15 protein-coding genes and 1 tRNA gene are annotated in these 16,754 nt (G+C 54.1%); 12 read left to right on the forward strand and 4 right to left on the reverse strand.

Annotated features, from left to right (window positions below; genetic code table 11):
- The first annotated feature begins 223 nt into the window (after positions 1-223).
- The 9 genes from thrS (at position 224) to BLU48_RS05695 (ending at position 7,680) form a co-directional block, all read left to right on the forward strand.
- Entirely contained in the window at positions 224-2,146 is a 1,923-nt protein-coding gene (gene thrS, locus BLU48_RS05655) for a threonine--tRNA ligase (RefSeq protein WP_046068907.1), read from the forward strand.
- Entirely contained in the window at positions 2,146-2,697 is a 552-nt protein-coding gene (gene infC / locus BLU48_RS05660; RefSeq protein WP_169960276.1) for a translation initiation factor IF-3, read from the forward strand. The genes thrS and infC overlap by 1 nt, the downstream gene beginning before the upstream one ends.
- A 60-nt stretch (positions 2,698-2,757) precedes the next feature.
- On the forward strand, positions 2,758-2,952 hold the full coding sequence (gene rpmI / locus BLU48_RS05665; RefSeq protein ID WP_002553160.1) for a 50S ribosomal protein L35: 195 nt from the start codon (positions 2,758-2,760) through the stop codon (positions 2,950-2,952).
- A 30-nt stretch (positions 2,953-2,982) separates the two neighbouring features.
- The gene (rplT, locus tag BLU48_RS05670) at positions 2,983-3,339 is read left to right on the forward strand and encodes a 50S ribosomal protein L20 (RefSeq protein WP_002553161.1); all 357 of its coding nucleotides are present in this window, start codon (positions 2,983-2,985) and stop codon (positions 3,337-3,339) included.
- Positions 3,340-3,448: 109 nt separating this feature from the next.
- A complete protein-coding gene (gene pheS / locus BLU48_RS05675) occupies positions 3,449-4,465 on the forward strand; it encodes a phenylalanine--tRNA ligase subunit alpha (protein ID WP_003192486.1) in 1,017 nt (338 codons plus the stop codon).
- A gap of 26 nt (positions 4,466-4,491) precedes the next feature.
- Complete coding sequence (gene pheT, locus BLU48_RS05680) at positions 4,492-6,870, forward strand: phenylalanine--tRNA ligase subunit beta (RefSeq protein ID WP_057024668.1); 2,379 nt, start codon at positions 4,492-4,494, stop codon at positions 6,868-6,870.
- Between the two features lie 3 nt (positions 6,871-6,873).
- Positions 6,874-7,176 (forward strand): integration host factor subunit alpha, encoded by a 303-nt coding sequence (ihfA, locus tag BLU48_RS05685; RefSeq protein WP_002553164.1) that lies wholly within the window; start codon positions 6,874-6,876, stop codon positions 7,174-7,176.
- Positions 7,157-7,513, forward strand: coding sequence for a MerR family transcriptional regulator (locus tag BLU48_RS05690; RefSeq protein WP_003174972.1), 357 nt, complete (start codon positions 7,157-7,159; stop codon positions 7,511-7,513). The genes ihfA and BLU48_RS05690 overlap by 20 nt, the downstream gene beginning before the upstream one ends.
- Before the next feature lie 90 nt (positions 7,514-7,603).
- Positions 7,604-7,680: transfer RNA gene (locus BLU48_RS05695), tRNA-Pro, on the forward strand.
- Between the two features lie 1,324 nt (positions 7,681-9,004).
- Here BLU48_RS05695 and BLU48_RS05705 read toward each other — a convergent pair.
- A complete protein-coding gene (locus tag BLU48_RS05705) occupies positions 9,005-9,931 on the reverse strand; it encodes a LysR family transcriptional regulator (protein ID WP_057024670.1) in 927 nt (308 codons plus the stop codon).
- Between the two features lie 443 nt (positions 9,932-10,374).
- Between BLU48_RS05705 and BLU48_RS05710 the strand changes: the two genes are divergently transcribed.
- Positions 10,375-11,640 (forward strand): ATP-grasp domain-containing protein, encoded by a 1,266-nt coding sequence (locus BLU48_RS05710; protein ID WP_057024671.1) that lies wholly within the window; start codon positions 10,375-10,377, stop codon positions 11,638-11,640.
- 51 nt (positions 11,641-11,691) lie between these two features.
- Here BLU48_RS05710 and lysA read toward each other — a convergent pair whose 3' ends face one another.
- The 3 genes from lysA to BLU48_RS05725 are packed head-to-tail and all read right to left on the reverse strand — an operon-like array spanning position 11,692 to position 14,889.
- Positions 11,692-12,951: a diaminopimelate decarboxylase gene (gene lysA / locus BLU48_RS05715; RefSeq protein WP_057024672.1), complete on the reverse strand. Its 1,260-nt coding sequence runs from the start codon at positions 12,949-12,951 to the stop codon at positions 11,692-11,694.
- A gap of 23 nt (positions 12,952-12,974) precedes the next feature.
- On the reverse strand, positions 12,975-13,310 hold the full coding sequence (locus BLU48_RS05720; protein WP_057024673.1) for a hypothetical protein: 336 nt from the start codon (positions 13,308-13,310) through the stop codon (positions 12,975-12,977).
- A gap of 10 nt (positions 13,311-13,320) precedes the next feature.
- Positions 13,321-14,889: an amino acid adenylation domain-containing protein gene (locus BLU48_RS05725; RefSeq protein ID WP_057024674.1), complete on the reverse strand. Its 1,569-nt coding sequence runs from the start codon at positions 14,887-14,889 to the stop codon at positions 13,321-13,323.
- Positions 14,890-15,253: 364 nt separating this feature from the next.
- Between BLU48_RS05725 and BLU48_RS05730 the strand changes: the two genes are divergently transcribed.
- Positions 15,254-15,685, forward strand: a complete 432-nt coding sequence (locus BLU48_RS05730) for an ACT domain-containing protein (protein ID WP_057024675.1) — start codon at positions 15,254-15,256, stop codon at positions 15,683-15,685.
- 152 nt (positions 15,686-15,837) lie between these two features.
- Positions 15,838-16,734, forward strand: a complete 897-nt coding sequence (locus tag BLU48_RS05735) for a hypothetical protein (RefSeq protein WP_124356211.1) — start codon at positions 15,838-15,840, stop codon at positions 16,732-16,734.
- Positions 16,735-16,754 lie beyond the last annotated feature (20 nt).

The raw sequence follows: 16,754 nt of genomic DNA on the forward strand, positions 1-16,754 counted from the left end.
GTGCTAGCATCCTCGCCTGGCTATTTCCCGGCGCGCCATTTGCCGCCTTGCCAGGTCCTTTTTGTTCACTCCAGTCACTCTGGTTCGATTATCGGTTGGCCGAAAGGCTCCTGCCGCTGTAAGGCAGGCGTTCTTCATTGAACGGCCTGGTGTTGGATCTTGTACTGGCTCATCCCAACCCACGTGACCTTTGGTAGGGGTCACCACTAGGAGAGGAGGCGCCATGCCAACTATTACTCTTCCCGATGGCAGTCAACGTTCATTCGATCATGCGGTTTCCGTCGCCGAGGTCGCCGCATCCATTGGTGCCGGCCTGGCCAAGGCCACCGTGGCCGGCAAGGTCGACGGCAAGCTGGTTGATGCCAGCGACCTGATCACCAGCGACGCCAGCCTGCAAATCATCACGCCCAAGGACCAAGAGGGGCTGGAGATCATTCGCCACTCTTGTGCACACTTGATTGGTCATGCGGTGAAGCAGCTGTATCCGACCGCCAAGATGGTGATTGGCCCGGTTATCGAAGAAGGCTTCTATTACGATATCGCCTACGAGCGTCCCTTCACCCCGGACGACCTGGCGGCCATCGAGCAGCGCATGCACGCGCTGATCGAAAAAGACTATGACGTCATCAAGAAGGTCACCCCGCGTGCCGAAGTGATCGACGTGTTCACCGCGCGTGGCGAAGACTACAAGCTGCGCCTGGTCGAAGACATGCCGGACGAGCAGGCCATGGGCCTGTACTACCACGAAGAATACGTCGACATGTGCCGCGGCCCACACGTGCCGAATACGCGCTTCCTGAAATCGTTCAAGCTGACCAAGCTGTCCGGTGCCTACTGGCGCGGCGATGCAAAAAACGAACAACTGCAACGGATCTACGGCACGGCCTGGGCAGACAAGAAGCAGCTGGCCGCCTATATCCAGCGCATCGAAGAAGCCGAAAAGCGCGACCACCGCAAGATCGGCAAGCGCTTGAATCTGTTCCACCTCCAGGAAGAAGCGCCGGGCATGGTGTTCTGGCACCCGAACGGCTGGACCCTGTACCAGGTACTCGAGCAGTACATGCGCAAGGTTCAGCGCGAAAACGGTTACCTGGAGATCAAGACGCCCCAGGTCGTTGATCGCAGCCTGTGGGAGAAATCCGGGCACTGGGCCAACTACGCCGACAACATGTTCACCACCCAGTCGGAAAACCGCGACTACGCCATCAAGCCAATGAACTGCCCATGCCACGTGCAGGTGTTCAACCAGGGCTTGAAGAGCTACCGTGAGTTGCCGATGCGCCTGGCCGAGTTCGGTGCCTGCCATCGTAACGAGCCCTCGGGTGCGCTGCACGGCATCATGCGCGTGCGTGGCTTTACCCAGGACGATGCCCACATCTTCTGCACCGAAGAGCAGATGCAGGCCGAATCCGCCGCGTTCATCAAGCTGACCATGGATGTCTATCGCGATTTCGGCTTTACCGAAGTCGAGATGAAGCTGTCCACTCGTCCGGAAAAACGCGTCGGCTCCGACGAACTGTGGGATCGCGCCGAAGCGGCACTGGCCGCAGCGCTGGACAGTGCGGGGCTTGCGTACGACCTGCAGCCGGGGGAGGGCGCATTCTACGGTCCGAAGATCGAGTTCTCGCTGAAAGATTGCCTTGGCCGCGTCTGGCAGTGTGGTACCCTGCAGCTCGATTTTAACCTGCCGATCCGTCTGGGAGCCGAATATGTCTCCGAAGACAACAGCCGTAAGCACCCGGTCATGCTGCACCGGGCGATCCTCGGCTCGTTCGAGCGGTTCGTCGGCATCCTGATCGAGCACTACGAGGGCGCGTTCCCTGCGTGGTTGGCTCCAACCCAGGCAGTGATCATGAATATCACTGATAAACAGGCAGATTTTGCCGCTGAAGTTGAAAAAACTCTCAATGAAAGCGGATTTCGTGCCAAGTCCGACTTGAGAAATGAAAAGATCGGCTTTAAAATCCGCGAGCATACTTTGCTCAAGGTTCCCTATCTTTTGGTTATCGGAGATCGGGAAGTCGAGATGCAGACTGTCGCTGTGCGTACTCGTGAAGGTGCTGACCTGGGCTCGATGCCCGTCGCCCAGTTCGCTGAGTTCCTCGCGCAAGCGGTTTCCCGGCGTGGTCGCCCAGATTCGGAGTAATTACTATTAAGCGTGAAATGAGACAAGATAAACGAGCTGCACCGAAAGCCCCGATCAACGAGAATATCTCGGCACGCGAGGTTCGGTTAATTGGGGCTGAGGGTGAGCAGCTTGGGATTGTGTCAATTGAAGACGCGCTTCTTAAGGCTGAAGAAGCCAAGCTCGATTTGGTGGAAATTTCCGCCGATGCTGTACCGCCTGTCTGCAAGCTGATGGACTACGGCAAATCGATCTTCGAGAAGAAGAAGCAGATTGCCGCAGCCAAGAAAAACCAGAAGCAGATCCAGGTTAAAGAAATCAAGTTTCGTCCAGGGACGGAGGAAGGGGATTACCAGGTAAAACTGCGCAACCTGGTACGTTTCCTGAGTGATGGGGACAGGGCCAAGGTATCCTTGCGATTCCGCGGCCGTGAGATGGCCCACCAGGAGCTGGGGATGGAACTCCTCAAGCGGGTTGAAGCTGACCTGCTCGAGTACGGTTCGGTCGAACAGCATCCTAAGATGGAAGGACGCCAGCTGATCATGGTCATCGCCCCGAAAAAGAAGAAGTAATCAACAGGGCACGGCAGGCCTTCTGATTATGTTTATCAACTGAATGCGGAGTATCCGAACATGCCAAAGATGAAGACTAAAAGTGGTGCTGCTAAGCGGTTTCTGAAAACTGCTAACGGTATCAAGCACAAGCACGCTTTCAAGAGCCACATCCTGACCAAAATGTCGACCAAGCGTAAGCGTCAACTGCGCGGTAGCAGCTTGCTGCATCCGTCTGACGTGGCAAAAGTCGAGCGCATGCTGCGCCTTCGTTAATTTTTGGATCAAGAATAGAGGAAGTAACTCATGGCTCGTGTAAAGCGTGGCGTCATTGCCCGTAAACGTCACAAAAAAATTCTGAAACTTGCTAAAGGCTACTACGGCGCACGCTCACGCGTATTCCGTGTTGCCAAGCAAGCGGTAATCAAGGCAGGCCAATACGCCTACCGTGACCGTCGTCAGAAAAAACGTCAGTTCCGCGCTCTGTGGATCGCTCGTATCAACGCTGGTGCACGTGTTAACGGTCTGTCCTACAGCCGTTTCATCGCTGGCCTGAAAAAAGCGTCCATCGAGATCGACCGTAAGGTTCTGGCTGATCTGGCAGTGAACGAAAAAGCGGCGTTTGCTGCGATTGTCGAGAAAGCTAAAGCCACCTTGGCTTAAGTACCCCCGACAGTCACCCTGGGCTACTCCTGTAGCCCAAGGTGTTAAACGTCATAAATAGGGGAAGAGCCTTCAAGCTCTTCCCCTATTTTGTATCTGGAGTCTGTACATGGAAAACCTGGACGCGCTCGTCGCCCAAGCCCTCGAGGCTGTGCAAAGCGCTGAAGATGTAAACGCCCTGGAGCAAATCCGGGTTCACTACCTTGGCAAGAAAGGTGAATTGACTCAGGTGATGAAGACCCTGGGGAATTTGCCAGCTGAAGAGCGCCCGCAAGTCGGTGCGCTGATCAACGTCGCCAAGGAGCGTGTCACAGAGGTTCTCAATGCGCGCAAGGCGTCGCTCGAGGAGGCCGATCTTGCGGCCAAGCTCGCCGCCGAGTCCATTGACGTTACCTTGCCTGGCCGTGGCCAGGCCTCGGGCGGTCTGCATCCGATCACCCGGACTCTGGAACGTATCGAACAGTTCTTCACTCACATCGGCTACGGCATTGCCGAAGGCCCTGAGGTCGAAGACGACTATCACAACTTCGAGGCGCTCAACATCCCAGGCCATCACCCGGCCCGGTCGATGCACGACACCTTCTATTTCAATGCGAACATGCTGTTGCGCACCCATACCTCGCCGGTACAGGTCCGCACCATGGAAGCGAACAAGCCGCCGATCCGCATCGTCTGCCCAGGCCGTGTGTACCGCAGCGACTCGGATATCACCCACTCGCCGATGTTCCATCAGGTCGAAGGCCTGCTGGTGGATCGCGACATCAACTTCGCCGACCTCAAGGGCACCATCGAAGAATTCCTGCGGGTGTTCTTCGAGAAAGAATTGGCGGTGCGTTTCCGTCCTTCGTTCTTCCCGTTCACCGAGCCATCGGCTGAAGTCGACATGGAATGCGTGATGTGCAGCGGTAAAGGCTGCCGCGTCTGCAAGCAGACCGGTTGGCTGGAAGTCATGGGTTGCGGCATGGTCCACCCCAACGTGCTGCGCATGTCCGGGATTGATCCGGAAGAGTTCTCGGGCTTTGCCTTCGGCATGGGTGTCGAGCGTCTGGCCATGCTGCGTTACGGCGTGAACGACTTGCGTCTGTTCTTCGACAACGACTTGCGGTTCCTCGCGCAATTTCGCTAGTCGTAACGAATCTTTAGGAGAGCAGGATGAAATTCAGTGAACAATGGCTGCGTGGCTGGGTAAGCCCGCAGGTAAGTCGTGACGAGCTGGTTGCGCGTCTGTCGATGGCCGGTCTTGAGGTCGATAGCGTTACGCCGGCCGCCGGTGTTTTCAGCGGTGTAGTGGTGGGCGAGGTGTTGAGCACCGAGCAGCATCCCGATGCCGACAAGTTGCGTGTGTGCCAGGTCAGCAATGGCGCGGAAACCTTCCAGGTCGTGTGCGGAGCGCCTAACGTGCGTCCGGGCCTGAAGATCCCGTTCGCCATGATCGGCGCCCAACTGCCGGGCGACTTCAAGATCAAGAAGGCCAAGCTGCGTGGTGTTGAGTCCAACGGCATGCTGTGTTCCCAGGCCGAGTTGCAGGTGGGAGAGGGCAACGATGGCCTGATGGAACTGCCGGCCGACGCGCCAGTGGGCCAGGACATCCGTGTCTATCTGGAATTGGAAGACGCCAGCATCGAGGTCGACCTGACCCCGAACCGCGGCGATTGCCTGTCCCTGGCGGGCCTGGCCCGTGAAGTGGGCGCGCTGTACAACACGCCTGTCACCCGTCCAGTCGTCGCTGCCGTGCCGGCAGTGCACGACGAAGTACGCTCGATTGACGTGCTGGCGCCAAACGCCTGCCCGCGTTACCTGGGGCGTGTGATCCGTAACGTCGACCTGTCCAAGCCAACCCCGCTGTGGATGGTGGAACGTTTGCGTCGCGCAGACGTGCGCAGTATCGACGCCGCTGTCGACATCACCAACTATGTGATGCTGGAGCTGGGCCAGCCGCTGCACGCTTTTGATCTCGCCGAAATCAATGGCGGCATCCGCGTGCGCATGGCCGAAGAAGGCGAGAAGCTGGTGCTCCTGGATGGTCAGGAAGTCAGCCTGCGTGCCGACACCCTGGTCATCGCCGACCACTCCCGCGCCTTGGCGATTGCCGGCGTAATGGGCGGCGAGCACAGCGGCGTGTCAGCGACCACCCGTGACGTGTTCCTTGAAAGCGCATTCTTCGACCAGATCGCTATTGCTGGCAAGGCGCGTTCCTACGGCCTGCACACCGATGCGTCGCACCGCTACGAGCGTGGCGTGGACTGGAAGCTTGCCCGTGAAGCCATGGAGCGCGCCACTGGCCTGCTGCTGGACATCACTGGTGGCGAAGCCGGCCCGATCACCGAAACCGTCAATCAACAGTACCTGCCGTCGATTGCGCCTATCACCCTGCGCGCCAAAAGCGTCGAGCAAATGCTTGGCCTGGTGATCGAACCGACTGAAATCGAGCAACTGCTGTCGGCCCTCGGCCTGGGTATTTCCTCGAGTGGGGAAGGGCAGTGGCAAGTTGAAGTACCAAGTCATCGCTTCGATATCAGCCTGGAAGTCGACCTGATCGAAGAGCTGGCGCGGCTGTACGGCTACAACCGCCTGCCGGTTCGTTACCCGCAAGCGCGCCTGGCGCCACAGCCGAAGACCGAGGCGCGTGCGCACCTGCCAGAGTTGCGTCGCCTGCTGGTAGCCCGTGGCTATCAGGAAGCTGTGACTTACAGCTTCATCGATCCAAAGCAGTTCGAGCTGTTCAACCCCGGTGTTGAGCCACTGTTGCTGGCTAACCCGATCTCCAACGACATGGCCGCCATGCGTTCGTCGCTGTGGCCGGGTCTGGTGAAAGCGCTTTCCCACAACTTGAACCGCCAGCAAGACCGCGTGCGCCTGTTCGAAAGCGGCCTGCGTTTCGTGGGTCAGCTCGATGGTCTTAAGCAGGAACCGATGCTGGCCGGCGTCGTCTGCGGTAGCCGCCTGCCGGAAGGCTGGGCGCAGGGCCGCGACGTCGTAGACTTCTTCGACGTCAAGGCTGACGTGGAAGCGGTGCTGGGCTTTGCCGGTGCGCTGGATGCCTTCACCTTTGTGCCGGGCAGCCACCCAGCATTGCATCCGGGCCAGACTGCGCGTATCGAGCGCGAAGGTCGCCTGGTGGGCTTCATCGGTGCTATTCACCCGGAACTGTCGAAAACCCTGGGGCTGGATCGCCCAGTCTTCGTTTTTGAGCTGGTCCTGGCTGAAGTTGCCACGGGCAAGATGCCTAAATTCAGCGAGTTGTCGCGCTTCCCTGAAGTGCGTCGTGACCTGGCGCTGATCGCCGACCGTGACGTCGCCGCCACTGCCGTTCTGGATGTAATCCGTGAAAATGCAGGGGAATGGCTGACAGACCTCAGGCTATTTGACGTCTATCAGGGTAAAGGCATTGATCCGCATAGAAAAAGCCTTGCCGTTGGCTTGACCTGGCAGCATCCATCGCGCACTCTTAATGACGATGAGGTGAATACCACGACGCAAAATATCCTCACCTCGCTCGAACAAAGGTTGAACGCCACGTTAAGGAAGTGACGTATGGGGGCTTTGACGAAAGCTGAGATGGCGGAACGTCTGTACGAAGAGTTGGGTCTGAACAAGCGCGAGGCCAAGGAATTGGTCGAGCTGTTTTTTGAAGAGATCCGCCACGCTCTGGAAGACAACGAACAGGTCAAGTTGTCCGGTTTCGGCAATTTTGACCTGCGGGACAAACGCCAGCGGCCTGGCCGCAATCCAAAAACGGGAGAAGAAATCCCGATCACGGCTCGCCGTGTGGTCACCTTTCGTCCAGGGCAGAAGTTAAAGGCCCGAGTTGAGGCTTATGCTGGAACCAAGTCATAACGACGAGCTACCCGTCATCCCAGGCAAACGCTACTTCACCATTGGTGAAGTCAGCGAGCTGTGTGCGGTAAAGCCGCACGTGCTGCGCTATTGGGAGCAGGAGTTTCCTCAACTCAACCCCGTCAAACGCACCGGGAACCGTCGGTATTATCAGCGCCAGGATGTGCTGATGATCCGACAGATCCGCGCGTTGCTGTACGACCAGGGGTTCACCATCAGCGGCGCACGCCAGCGTATGTCCGGTGATGAAGCCAAAGACGACACCACCCAGTACAAGCAACTGATCCGCCAGATGATCTCCGAACTGGAAGATGTGCTGGTGGTGCTGAAAAAATGATTCAAGCTTTAAAAATACTTCCACATTTCAAAAGCTTGCGGTATATTCCGATTCGCTTCGTTAAGAAGCGAACCCAGTAACACGCCTAGTCGGGGCGTAGCGCAGTCCGGTAGCGCACTAGCATGGGGTGCTAGGGGTCGAGTGTTCGAATCACTCCGTCCCGACCATATATTCTTAAAGAATCCAATCACTTAGCGGTGATTGGATTTTTTTATGGCTGTCGGTTTTACGTGAAGTGGAAATTTGCCCCCACTTTTTGCCCCACTCAGAATCCTATATTTCTGTCGTGTGAAAACTTGAAGAGGTGCTGATAATTAGGGTGGGGGGCTGAGCGTCCAGCGCGATGTGACATTCAATCATCGACCTCACTGATATCCAATGAGATGAGCCCCTCGAGTTCGGACGCAGCGCCAGGTTGCGGAAGCAGCTTCAACATAGCGAGCGGAGGTTGCTTGCGCTTTTGGAACGTCGCGCCAGCAACGGAATTACTCGGACGCCGAAGCTCCGGCGGCTCAAGCGCCTGGTTCTCCGGGAAGCTCCACGGCATCGTCTAGGCTCGACGTGTCAGGAGGGTAATCCTGATCATGCTCAATGGAGCGTTCCTCTTCTAATTGGGCTTCTGGTCGTACTGGGGTAGGGGTCATGGCCCTGTGAGCCTCGACTTCCTGGGCGGCTAGCTCTAGAGAGTTGGAAGGTCCGACTTCTGGTGCGGAAGGTTGTGCCGGGTCACCCCCAAGATATTGGCCACACTAATTGTGATCTGTTCGTTGCTTGGTCGCGTAATGATTGCAGCCAGCTGCTTTTGCGATAGGTGCGTTAGTTTTGCAGTCCGTGCTAAAGCACTCTTGCGCACTGTTTCGTACGCTTTTTCGATTTCACGTTCTTTGGGTTCCGCGGGTGATCTAGGCATAGGGATCACCTGTCAGGGTGACGCTCGCAGGCGCAGCAAGGTGCACAAAGCAATGCACTACCTGGCCAAGGATGAGAATACGCAGTACTTGAGGGTGAAACCCAGAGGGGCTCGATGTCTGCGTAAGGGGCAGTTGCGTACGCAGACGCCATGTATGTTGACGCCAACGAAGGCTCTCATTTGAAAGGCACTTGTCGCGGAGCTCTTCGATATATCTTTGGTTCATCCGTTACTTGGCAGCAGCGTGGTCGGCTCACCGATGAGAGGTTAACCACTTGCTCGAGCACTCTGGCCGGTGCTGTAGCCCCTATAGACTCAGTTCTTGAAACCCTGATACCAGCGAGTTACTGAACGCAATGAAGACACTCACCAAGTGTGATATTTCGACATGTGAATACCTTTAGGCGGCTAACAAAGTGACTCGTGTGCGCCTGCTATCATGTTGATGTGACGCGACGGCGGAGTTCGGAAAACTCTTCGGGAACGAGGGTGATGTTCCGATAATGACGGGCAATCTCCGACTGCTGGCTGATTGAGCAAGTACAGCCAGTCAGAAGGAGATTTTATTTAAGTGACCCCAACTAGTTGGTTATTAACTGAGGCTCCTGCCTTGGAAAGGCTAGATCATTGCCGGTAATGCGAATACAGTCTATGAAGGACTCAATGATGTGTGATTTACTTCGCTGGATGGGTCTGACAATGCTTACTGTAAAAGGAATGGAAGTTGAAAGCCTTCGAACTTGGAGGCCTTGGCTTGCATAAGCGTTCGCCGCAAGAGGGTTGATGATTGATACGCCCACCCCATGTAAAACCATCTGGCAAATAGTTGCCGAATTGTCGACTTCGAGGATTTGCCGACGATTGATGCCCTGTGTGCTGAACAGGTTGTCTAATTGATGCCGATAAGGATCGTTGGGTGCGAGATGGACGAAGGTGTGGTTCGCCAGGGAGGCTGGGTCGATTACCGTTTGGTGACACAGAGGGTGATGAGGAGGCAGTATGCAAACCTCATCAAGCCTCAGTAAAGGCTCAGCGATTGTCCCCATGGGGGCTGTGGAACCTTCGATCAAACCGAGATCATAGGACTGCGATGATAGACTTTCTTCTAATACGGGAGAGTCATGTGTGGTTAGGCTAATGTTCAATTCAGGATAATTTAAGAGGAACTTTGAAATCGAACCAGGGAGTAATGTTTGCGACAGAATGGGCAAGCTTGCAATGGTTATTTTTTCAAATAAGCCTTGTTTTATTTCTGCGGCCGCTAGGCCGATTTTTAATAAGCCATCATAAGTTTTAGTTATTTCGTTGTAAAGGGCTAGACCCTGTCTGGTCGCTTTCAGTCGACCTTTGGATCTTTCGAATAATTGCATGCCTATGCAGCTTTCGAAGCTGGATAAGTCGCGGCTAACAGTCGGTTGTGAGGTGCCTAGCGCGTCAGCGGCTCCGGTAATGCTCCCGGACGCCATAACCGCTTTAAATATTTCAACGTGTCTTATTGAAACCTTCATGGTCAGTCCCTGATTGATTGGCAGCACGTTTTAATTTTAAGAAATTTCACAGAATAATTTTTTATTATTGAGGCGCCGAAGTCTCTAACTTTCGGACTGCGAGTCATCCACCCATTTGAGGCGGGGGGCAACGCGCCTACCGGCTGAAATCCATGATCGCCGAGTGATGATACACCTGCGCATGCTAGTTATAAACTAATGGACACAATTTTAGTACGCAGGGAGGTGAATAGTCACCGCAGGGCAAACAGGCGAGTGCCAAGCACCAGGTGGTGACGCGGTTGCTACGGATTGCTATGATTGGTCGAAATTTACGATGAACCCAGTCGGGTTTTTATTGGATGAATGTTCAATTATAAAAATAGCGTTTCTATCGCTAGGAATCGCTAGAGTCATTTCAAAGGAACACGTGTTCCGCTCAATTAAAAAACAGGGAGTTAGATATGGACTACGTACTGATGGTTGACTGCACGGATGTCACTTCGGCAATCATCATCGCCGCTAATAAAAGAGGAGTCGGCGTTATCTTTGTCAGGTCTGAGCTGACACGTAATCACACGTCGTTAACGAATGACTTCTTTAGTGAAAATGCTGTAGAGACTTACGATATCGAGTCGCCTCTTGATGCAAAAAAAATTGAAGAGGTCATGAGGCTCATCAGCAAAAAATATCCAATATCAGCCGTCTTTACCCCCCTTGACGATATTGTTGAACTGGTTGCTGCGGCAGCCAAGGGTGCGAACCTTAAAGGCACATCCCATCTAGGTGTGGCCAATGCCAAGAATAAGGGCCTGGCCCGGGAACTCCTTAAAGCCGAAAGGTTGACTCAATGTGGATATCGCACATGTCGAACGCTCGGCGAGCTGCCGGCGGCGGTGAGCTTTATAGGTTATCCCTGTATCGTCAAACCCGTGTCTGGATTTGCCAAATATCTGACGGCGCACCTTGAGACACCGCAAGACCTACGAAAATTCATGGATGAATATGTGTCGACGCGTAACGACATAGACAGCGCTTTTCGCACCTTTATTTCAGACGAGTACACCGTTGAGGAATATATCTGCGGGCAAATGTACTCTGCGGAAGTGGCGAAAAATGAGCACGGTTTTTATCCATTAATGCTGACTAAGCGCGATCGTGCAAAGCACAATGAGTTATTGGAGATTGAGTCAACCATGGCCCCGCGTGGCCACTATCCTGATGAGAGTGCGATTTTTGAATACTGTGAAAAAGTAGTCGATTGCCTGAAACTTGATGTCGGTATTTTTCACATCGAGGTCATTGTCAACGAGGGGGGCGTTGATTTGGTTGAGGTGAACCCGCGTTTTATGGGGGGCGCTTTGTCGACGCTCTTTCAGAAATCCACATCGCTGAGTGCTTTTGATATTTTGCTGGATACCTATCTAGGGAAGGTTGTAGATGTTCAGACAAAATCTAGGCTGTTCTCTACTTCTCGGCGCCTCGCACCCATGGAGAAAACGGTTGCACAGGCTACTGTTGATGCGGGTTACATTAAAGAGCACTTTCCGTGGGTCAGGGAACACTCAATTGCTATTCACAAAGGGCAGACGATATTACCGATGACCGGTAATGACTCCTCTCTGGGTTATATTCATATCGTTGCTGAACACTACTCGACTGCTCTGGATCAAGCCAAGGCGACGATCAATATGATTTCGGCCGCCACAGGTATCAAGTTAGCGAACTGAAGTGGAAAAAATGGCTCCTATTCAATTGCTGAGTAGGAACCACAGCATGAGTTACAGCGCGTGCAGTAATTGTCCGGCTTCTAGCTCCAGCTTCAGAAGGTCGGCATAACTTTGGCGGTTTCTGATCACTTTCAGTTGGTCTCCATCTTTCAATACCTCCGGGAGCAACGGACGCGTATTGTAGTTTGACGACATGCTTGCACCATAAGCCCCACAATCATGAAAGATCAGCAGGTCACCAATCTCTACCTCGGGCAGGAGGTAGGAAATGACTTCCCCACCTTCCTTCTGAGTAAACACATCGCCTGACTCACAAAGGGGACCGGCAATCACTGTCGGCCGTAGGCCTTCGCTCTTTATTTGCCCTGTTGGGCTCATAACACTCACACGATGGATTGAGCCATACATGGCCGGACGAATCAGATCGTTGAAACCGGCGTCCACGAGAACGAAGAAGTTCTGGCCCATGGGTTTGTAAGCCCGCACTTCTGCGACCAAGATTCCGGCTTGCGCAGCCAGATAGCGGCCAGGCTCGATTTCCAGGCTGACTGGGTGTCCCAGGAATTCTTCTATCTTCTGACGTGCTGAGTGCCAGAGCTGAAAATAATGCTCGGGGTCAATTTCCTCCTCACGGTCAGTGTATGGAATCGACAGCCCGCCGCCCGCGGATATCGCTTCAATATCGACCCCCAGGAGCTTGACCTCGTTCACCATAGCGTCGCAGACACGCGCCAGATGCTCATAGTCGGCTCCCGAACCGATGTGCATGTGAAGGCCCACCAGTTTCAGCCCATGATGGTGAATCAACTCGATGCTGCTTTGGATTTCGGTGTGCCATATTCCGTGTTTACTGTGCTCTCCACCCGTATTCGTCTTGCGCGTGTGGCCATGACCGAACCCCGGATTGATCCGCAACCATACCTCATGCCCAGGGCTCAGGGCTCCCAACTGTTCAAGCATCTGCGGGGAGCCTGCGTTGACCGGGATCTTCAGTTCAACCAGGCGGGCTAGGGTGCCTGCGTCAATCAAGTCTGCGGTGAAAACGATGGGTGAGTGGGGGCCGTCAACGCAATAGCCCGCGCTCAGGGCACGCTCGACCTCTCCCAGCGACACGGAGTCGATCAACACGCCTTCTTCGCGCATCAGCGACAGGATGTGAATATTGGAGCAAGCCTTCTGCGCATAACGTATGAAATCGAAGGACTTCAGTTTTCTGATCTGCCGACGGATGATTGGCGCGTCGTATAACCAGAGCGGCGTGCCAACTGAGTGGATCGCCGGGATGATTGAATCGAGTAGATCTTTTGTCATGATAATCCTTAACGAGTGTGCGGTTACTGAGCAGCGCTGGCCGGACGGGTTGAAAACCAGCGGGCCGAACATAAAGTAAACAAAGCAACGATAATGAGACTGGCGATTACGGGGAGCGCGCTGACATGATCAATTGCGTACCCACCTGCCACCGCCACAACAGCCATGCCCAAAGGCGCAATCGAATGGAAGGTCACCATGACGACGCTGATCTCTTGTACGGGTGTTTCGGTCAGCAGGTCATTGTAAGCACGCATGAAAACAACTTCGAAGATGAACATGAAAATAAAGTAGGTCGGTATGACAAGGGCGCTAGAGGAGACCAGGAAGGGTGCCGCCAGCGCCGCAAGCCCCAACATAAATGTTTGATCATTTGAGAGAGAGTCGGATCCGGGCCTGGGTCTCAGTAGTGGGGCGAGTCTTGTCTTCCGACAACTCAAGTTCCCAAGAGTGTGACTCACGTAGTGTCTTGCGATCGACTTTGCCGTTATCGGTATAGGGAATGGCCTCTACCACCAGGAACCTGGCCGGTACCATGTAGTCGGGGAGGCGATCAGCCAAGCTGGTACGAATAGCCGCCGCGCTCAGTTCTACGCCGGGTTCGAATGTTAGATATGCCGAAAGACGGGTGTTGCCACTCGGCGCCCGAATGCCCACTACCACAGCTTCCTTTACCCCTGGGCAACGATTCAGGTGCGCCTCGATCTCTCCGGGCTCTACGCGATGTCCGGCCACTTTCAACTGGTCGTCTATCCGTCCCAAAAGGTCGATGCGGCCATCAGCATCTTGTTTTGCGATGTCCCCTGTTCGGAACGCCATTCCGTATGGGGTATCGATAAAGCGTTCGCGGGTAAGCTCGGGCTGCTTGAAGTAGCCGTCGGCAATACCGGTGCCGGTGATGAGCAGTTCGCCAGGTTGTGCGTCGGTGACTTTGCGCAGCGACTCATCGACAATGATAGGCGTCAATTCCGCAGGGAAACCCACCGGCACGAAGCCGGCATATTCTTGTTCAGGGTGGCACTCCCAATGGCAGCTATAAAGCGCTTCTGTCAGGCCGTACAGGTTGAACAATCGGGCGGGAATATCACAGGCGAAAAATCTTGAGGGAAGATCGCCAGGCATTACATCGCTGCTACTGAACACATAGCGTAGCGTCCGGTTCTGTTTGAACTCAGGTTCTTCAATCATCCCGGCCAACAGGGCTGGCACCGCCAGGAATACCGAGATCCGGCTCTGATTGATGGCATCGACCAGTTTCGACGGGCTTCTATGCTCGCCGGGCGGCAGTACAACGATCACGCAGCCTGACAGCAGAGGCCAGAAAATTTCCCGGACAAGGTTGGTGACGCTCAAGGTGGTGCGCAGTAACTGTCGGTCTTTTTTGCTTAGAGGGAATCGCGTTTGCAACCAGCGCTGTCCGCTGACCAAGGCGCGATGGGATAGCATGACCCCTTTAGGTTGCCCGGTGGAACCCGAGGTGTAAAACAAGAAGGCTAGGCTATCGGCGTCGACGGCAGGCAGGTTCTGCAGGTCGTGGGCGTGCAGCGTGTCAATGAGTCGAATCAGGGTCAGCCTGACTCCAGCCCATGAACCGACAAAGTGCTCGCTTGCCCGGTCTGTCACCAACGCCTGAGCGTCGGAATGGTTCAAGATCGCAGCTCGGCGCTCGTCCGTATCTTCCGGGTCGATGGGGACGCATGTGCAGCCGGCCTTGAGGATGCCAATGACCCCCGCCAGCATGTCCAATGATCGCGGAACCTGGATCGCAACTCTGCTACCGGTGGGGATGCCCTCGGCGATCAAGCTGCGTGCAACCTGGTCAGCCCGTTGTTCCAGTTGCGCATTGCTTATTGGTAAGTCATTGAACATCGCCGCTGTAGCGTCGGGAGCCAGCGTTGCTCGCGCAGTCAGAAAGTCATGTAAGCATTCGTTAAACATACCCTGGGCCTCTATCTATTCAAATCCATGTGATGCTGTCAAATTTTGCAGCGCCCAGTCGTTATGAAGACTTATACAGCGGTGCTGTAATAGGCATCTTCAAAGTGATGCAGGCTAAGTGAAAAGTTTGCGGACTGAGGTAGGTATAAGAAACGCACCGCCTACTTTGTGCCAAAGCTATATCAAAACTGCAGAGAAGAAAAATATCCGATTTTCTGTAAGGTATTCGTTTTTGATATGGCTTGACAATATTATTTGCGTGCCTTCAGGATGAGTGAGTTGTGCGTTGACGTCAGTCTAATTAAGTTTTGAATTGAAGGGTTGTGGGCGGTTGTTTGGTCGGAATATTTTAACGGAATGGTAAATGGGTATGGTCAATTTTGAGTTGGTGTTCAGAGTGCACGCACCTGCGTATTCGATATATAAGTTGAAAGGTGTTCCAGAGGCTGCTTGCTTATCAGTGGGCACGGATTTTGTATCGTTATCGATTGCACTGAATGAAACCACTCTGATTTGCACGAGCAATATTCAACTCGCGGGTTGTGTAGTCGAGCAGGCCAGTCTTGCCTGGCGTTGCCTTGAAGTGGTCAGCGAACATCCAGCGGATGTCGTGGGTTTGATAGCCTTTGTCAGTAATACTTTAGCCGGCGCAGGTATCAGTATGCTGACGATTTCCTCTTTTGCCGGTGACTACTTTTTTGTAAAAGAAAAGTCGCTCGATCACGCCATCACGGTACTGAGTGCCGCGGGTAGCATCTTTACCTCTATTACCGAGCCGCAGGGGTGCGCAGAGTGAGTCAAGTACGCTCATTGGAGGACCTCGCCGAATTGGGGAGGAAGGTCTGTGCCGTAGAGCCTGTCTTATTGGAGGGTAAATACAGTTTTACCAAAGACCGAGAGGTTTATTTGCGAGCCACGTTGGTCAGGAGGCTGGATCTGGAGGTTCGCATGCAGGACTGGGTGGCCTCCCGCGTTTCTGCAGACATGCTGCTTTCTCGCCTCTCCCACCGTTGTCGCTTGGGCGAAAGGGTGCAATGGCCACAGCACTTTCCAGTACAGATCGTCGACTCCGATTACAATGCTGCATTGTTGAATAATGTGTTTCTCTATTTTCCGTTCGGGGCCGGACTTCGCAGCGAAGAAGAACAACATATATTCGGCTTCGAACTGGTAGCGGTGTCCACCAGGATTTTCAATGAAATACATATTCCGGCATTGGAAATTATCGGTTCGAAAAATGCAAAGGCGTTAGTTGAAGAACGGCTTTCCAAACGATTAGAAGAGGTTGTTTGCCTGTACTCCCTGTTGCATGAAATGTGTCATCGGGTTGGCGTGTGGCGAGTGATTCCTTCAAAAGACAAATCGTTGTGCATCAGTGGCATGAACCTAGCGATTGTTGGAGAGCTCTGGGCTGATCTACAGCTTGTTGAAAATGCCAAGGAATTCCCGGAGCTTGTGCTGTTCATCTTTTTGAATCGTATTTTCTGGTATGCCCGCAAGGGATATAGCGTCAGCGTACAGCACGGTGACTTGAACACTGACAATGATGCTTGGGGCGGGGTTTACCTGTGGGTGAGGTTGCGCGACGCCGGGGCCCTCTCCATTAATCAGGTGACTGGAAAGTTGGATTTCGAGTTGGACGCTATGGCGGATGTATTCAGTGCCTGTTATCGGGAACTTGAGGCGTTAGGGGCATCCTGCCTTGAAGCGGGAGCCGAAGGGGATGCGCTCGTCAATCAATGGAAGTTGAGTGTGTTGTCTGGTGCCCTTGAGCAACAAGTTTTGCCCTTTGAGTTGCAGGAAATTTATGCGCTGTGCAGGGGAGTGCCTGAATCGTTTCATTGATGTAATTGTGTCGTATCGAG

It is taken from the genome of Pseudomonas synxantha, from assembly GCF_900105675.1.
Classification (GTDB): Bacteria; Pseudomonadota; Gammaproteobacteria; order Pseudomonadales; family Pseudomonadaceae; genus Aquipseudomonas; species Aquipseudomonas synxantha.

Coding starts and splice junctions, on each gene's coding strand:
- thrS (WP_046068907.1), top strand. CDS start 224: ATGCCAACTATTACTCTTCCCGATGGCAGTCAACGTTCATTCGATCAT.
- rpmI (WP_002553160.1), top strand. CDS start 2,758: ATGCCAAAGATGAAGACTAAAAGTGGTGCTGCTAAGCGGTTTCTGAAA.
- rplT (WP_002553161.1), top strand. CDS start 2,983: ATGGCTCGTGTAAAGCGTGGCGTCATTGCCCGTAAACGTCACAAAAAA.
- pheS (WP_003192486.1), top strand. CDS start 3,449: ATGGAAAACCTGGACGCGCTCGTCGCCCAAGCCCTCGAGGCTGTGCAA.
- pheT (WP_057024668.1), top strand. CDS start 4,492: ATGAAATTCAGTGAACAATGGCTGCGTGGCTGGGTAAGCCCGCAGGTA.
- ihfA (WP_002553164.1), top strand. CDS start 6,874: ATGGGGGCTTTGACGAAAGCTGAGATGGCGGAACGTCTGTACGAAGAG.
- BLU48_RS05690 (WP_003174972.1), top strand. CDS start 7,157: ATGCTGGAACCAAGTCATAACGACGAGCTACCCGTCATCCCAGGCAAA.
- BLU48_RS05705 (WP_057024670.1), bottom strand. CDS start 9,931: ATGAAGGTTTCAATAAGACACGTTGAAATATTTAAAGCGGTTATGGCG.
- BLU48_RS05710 (WP_057024671.1), top strand. CDS start 10,375: ATGGACTACGTACTGATGGTTGACTGCACGGATGTCACTTCGGCAATC.
- lysA (WP_057024672.1), bottom strand. CDS start 12,951: ATGACAAAAGATCTACTCGATTCAATCATCCCGGCGATCCACTCAGTT.
- BLU48_RS05720 (WP_057024673.1), bottom strand. CDS start 13,310: ATGTTGGGGCTTGCGGCGCTGGCGGCACCCTTCCTGGTCTCCTCTAGC.
- BLU48_RS05725 (WP_057024674.1), bottom strand. CDS start 14,889: ATGTTTAACGAATGCTTACATGACTTTCTGACTGCGCGAGCAACGCTG.
- BLU48_RS05730 (WP_057024675.1), top strand. CDS start 15,254: ATGGGTATGGTCAATTTTGAGTTGGTGTTCAGAGTGCACGCACCTGCG.
- BLU48_RS05735 (WP_124356211.1), top strand. CDS start 15,838: ATGCAGGACTGGGTGGCCTCCCGCGTTTCTGCAGACATGCTGCTTTCT.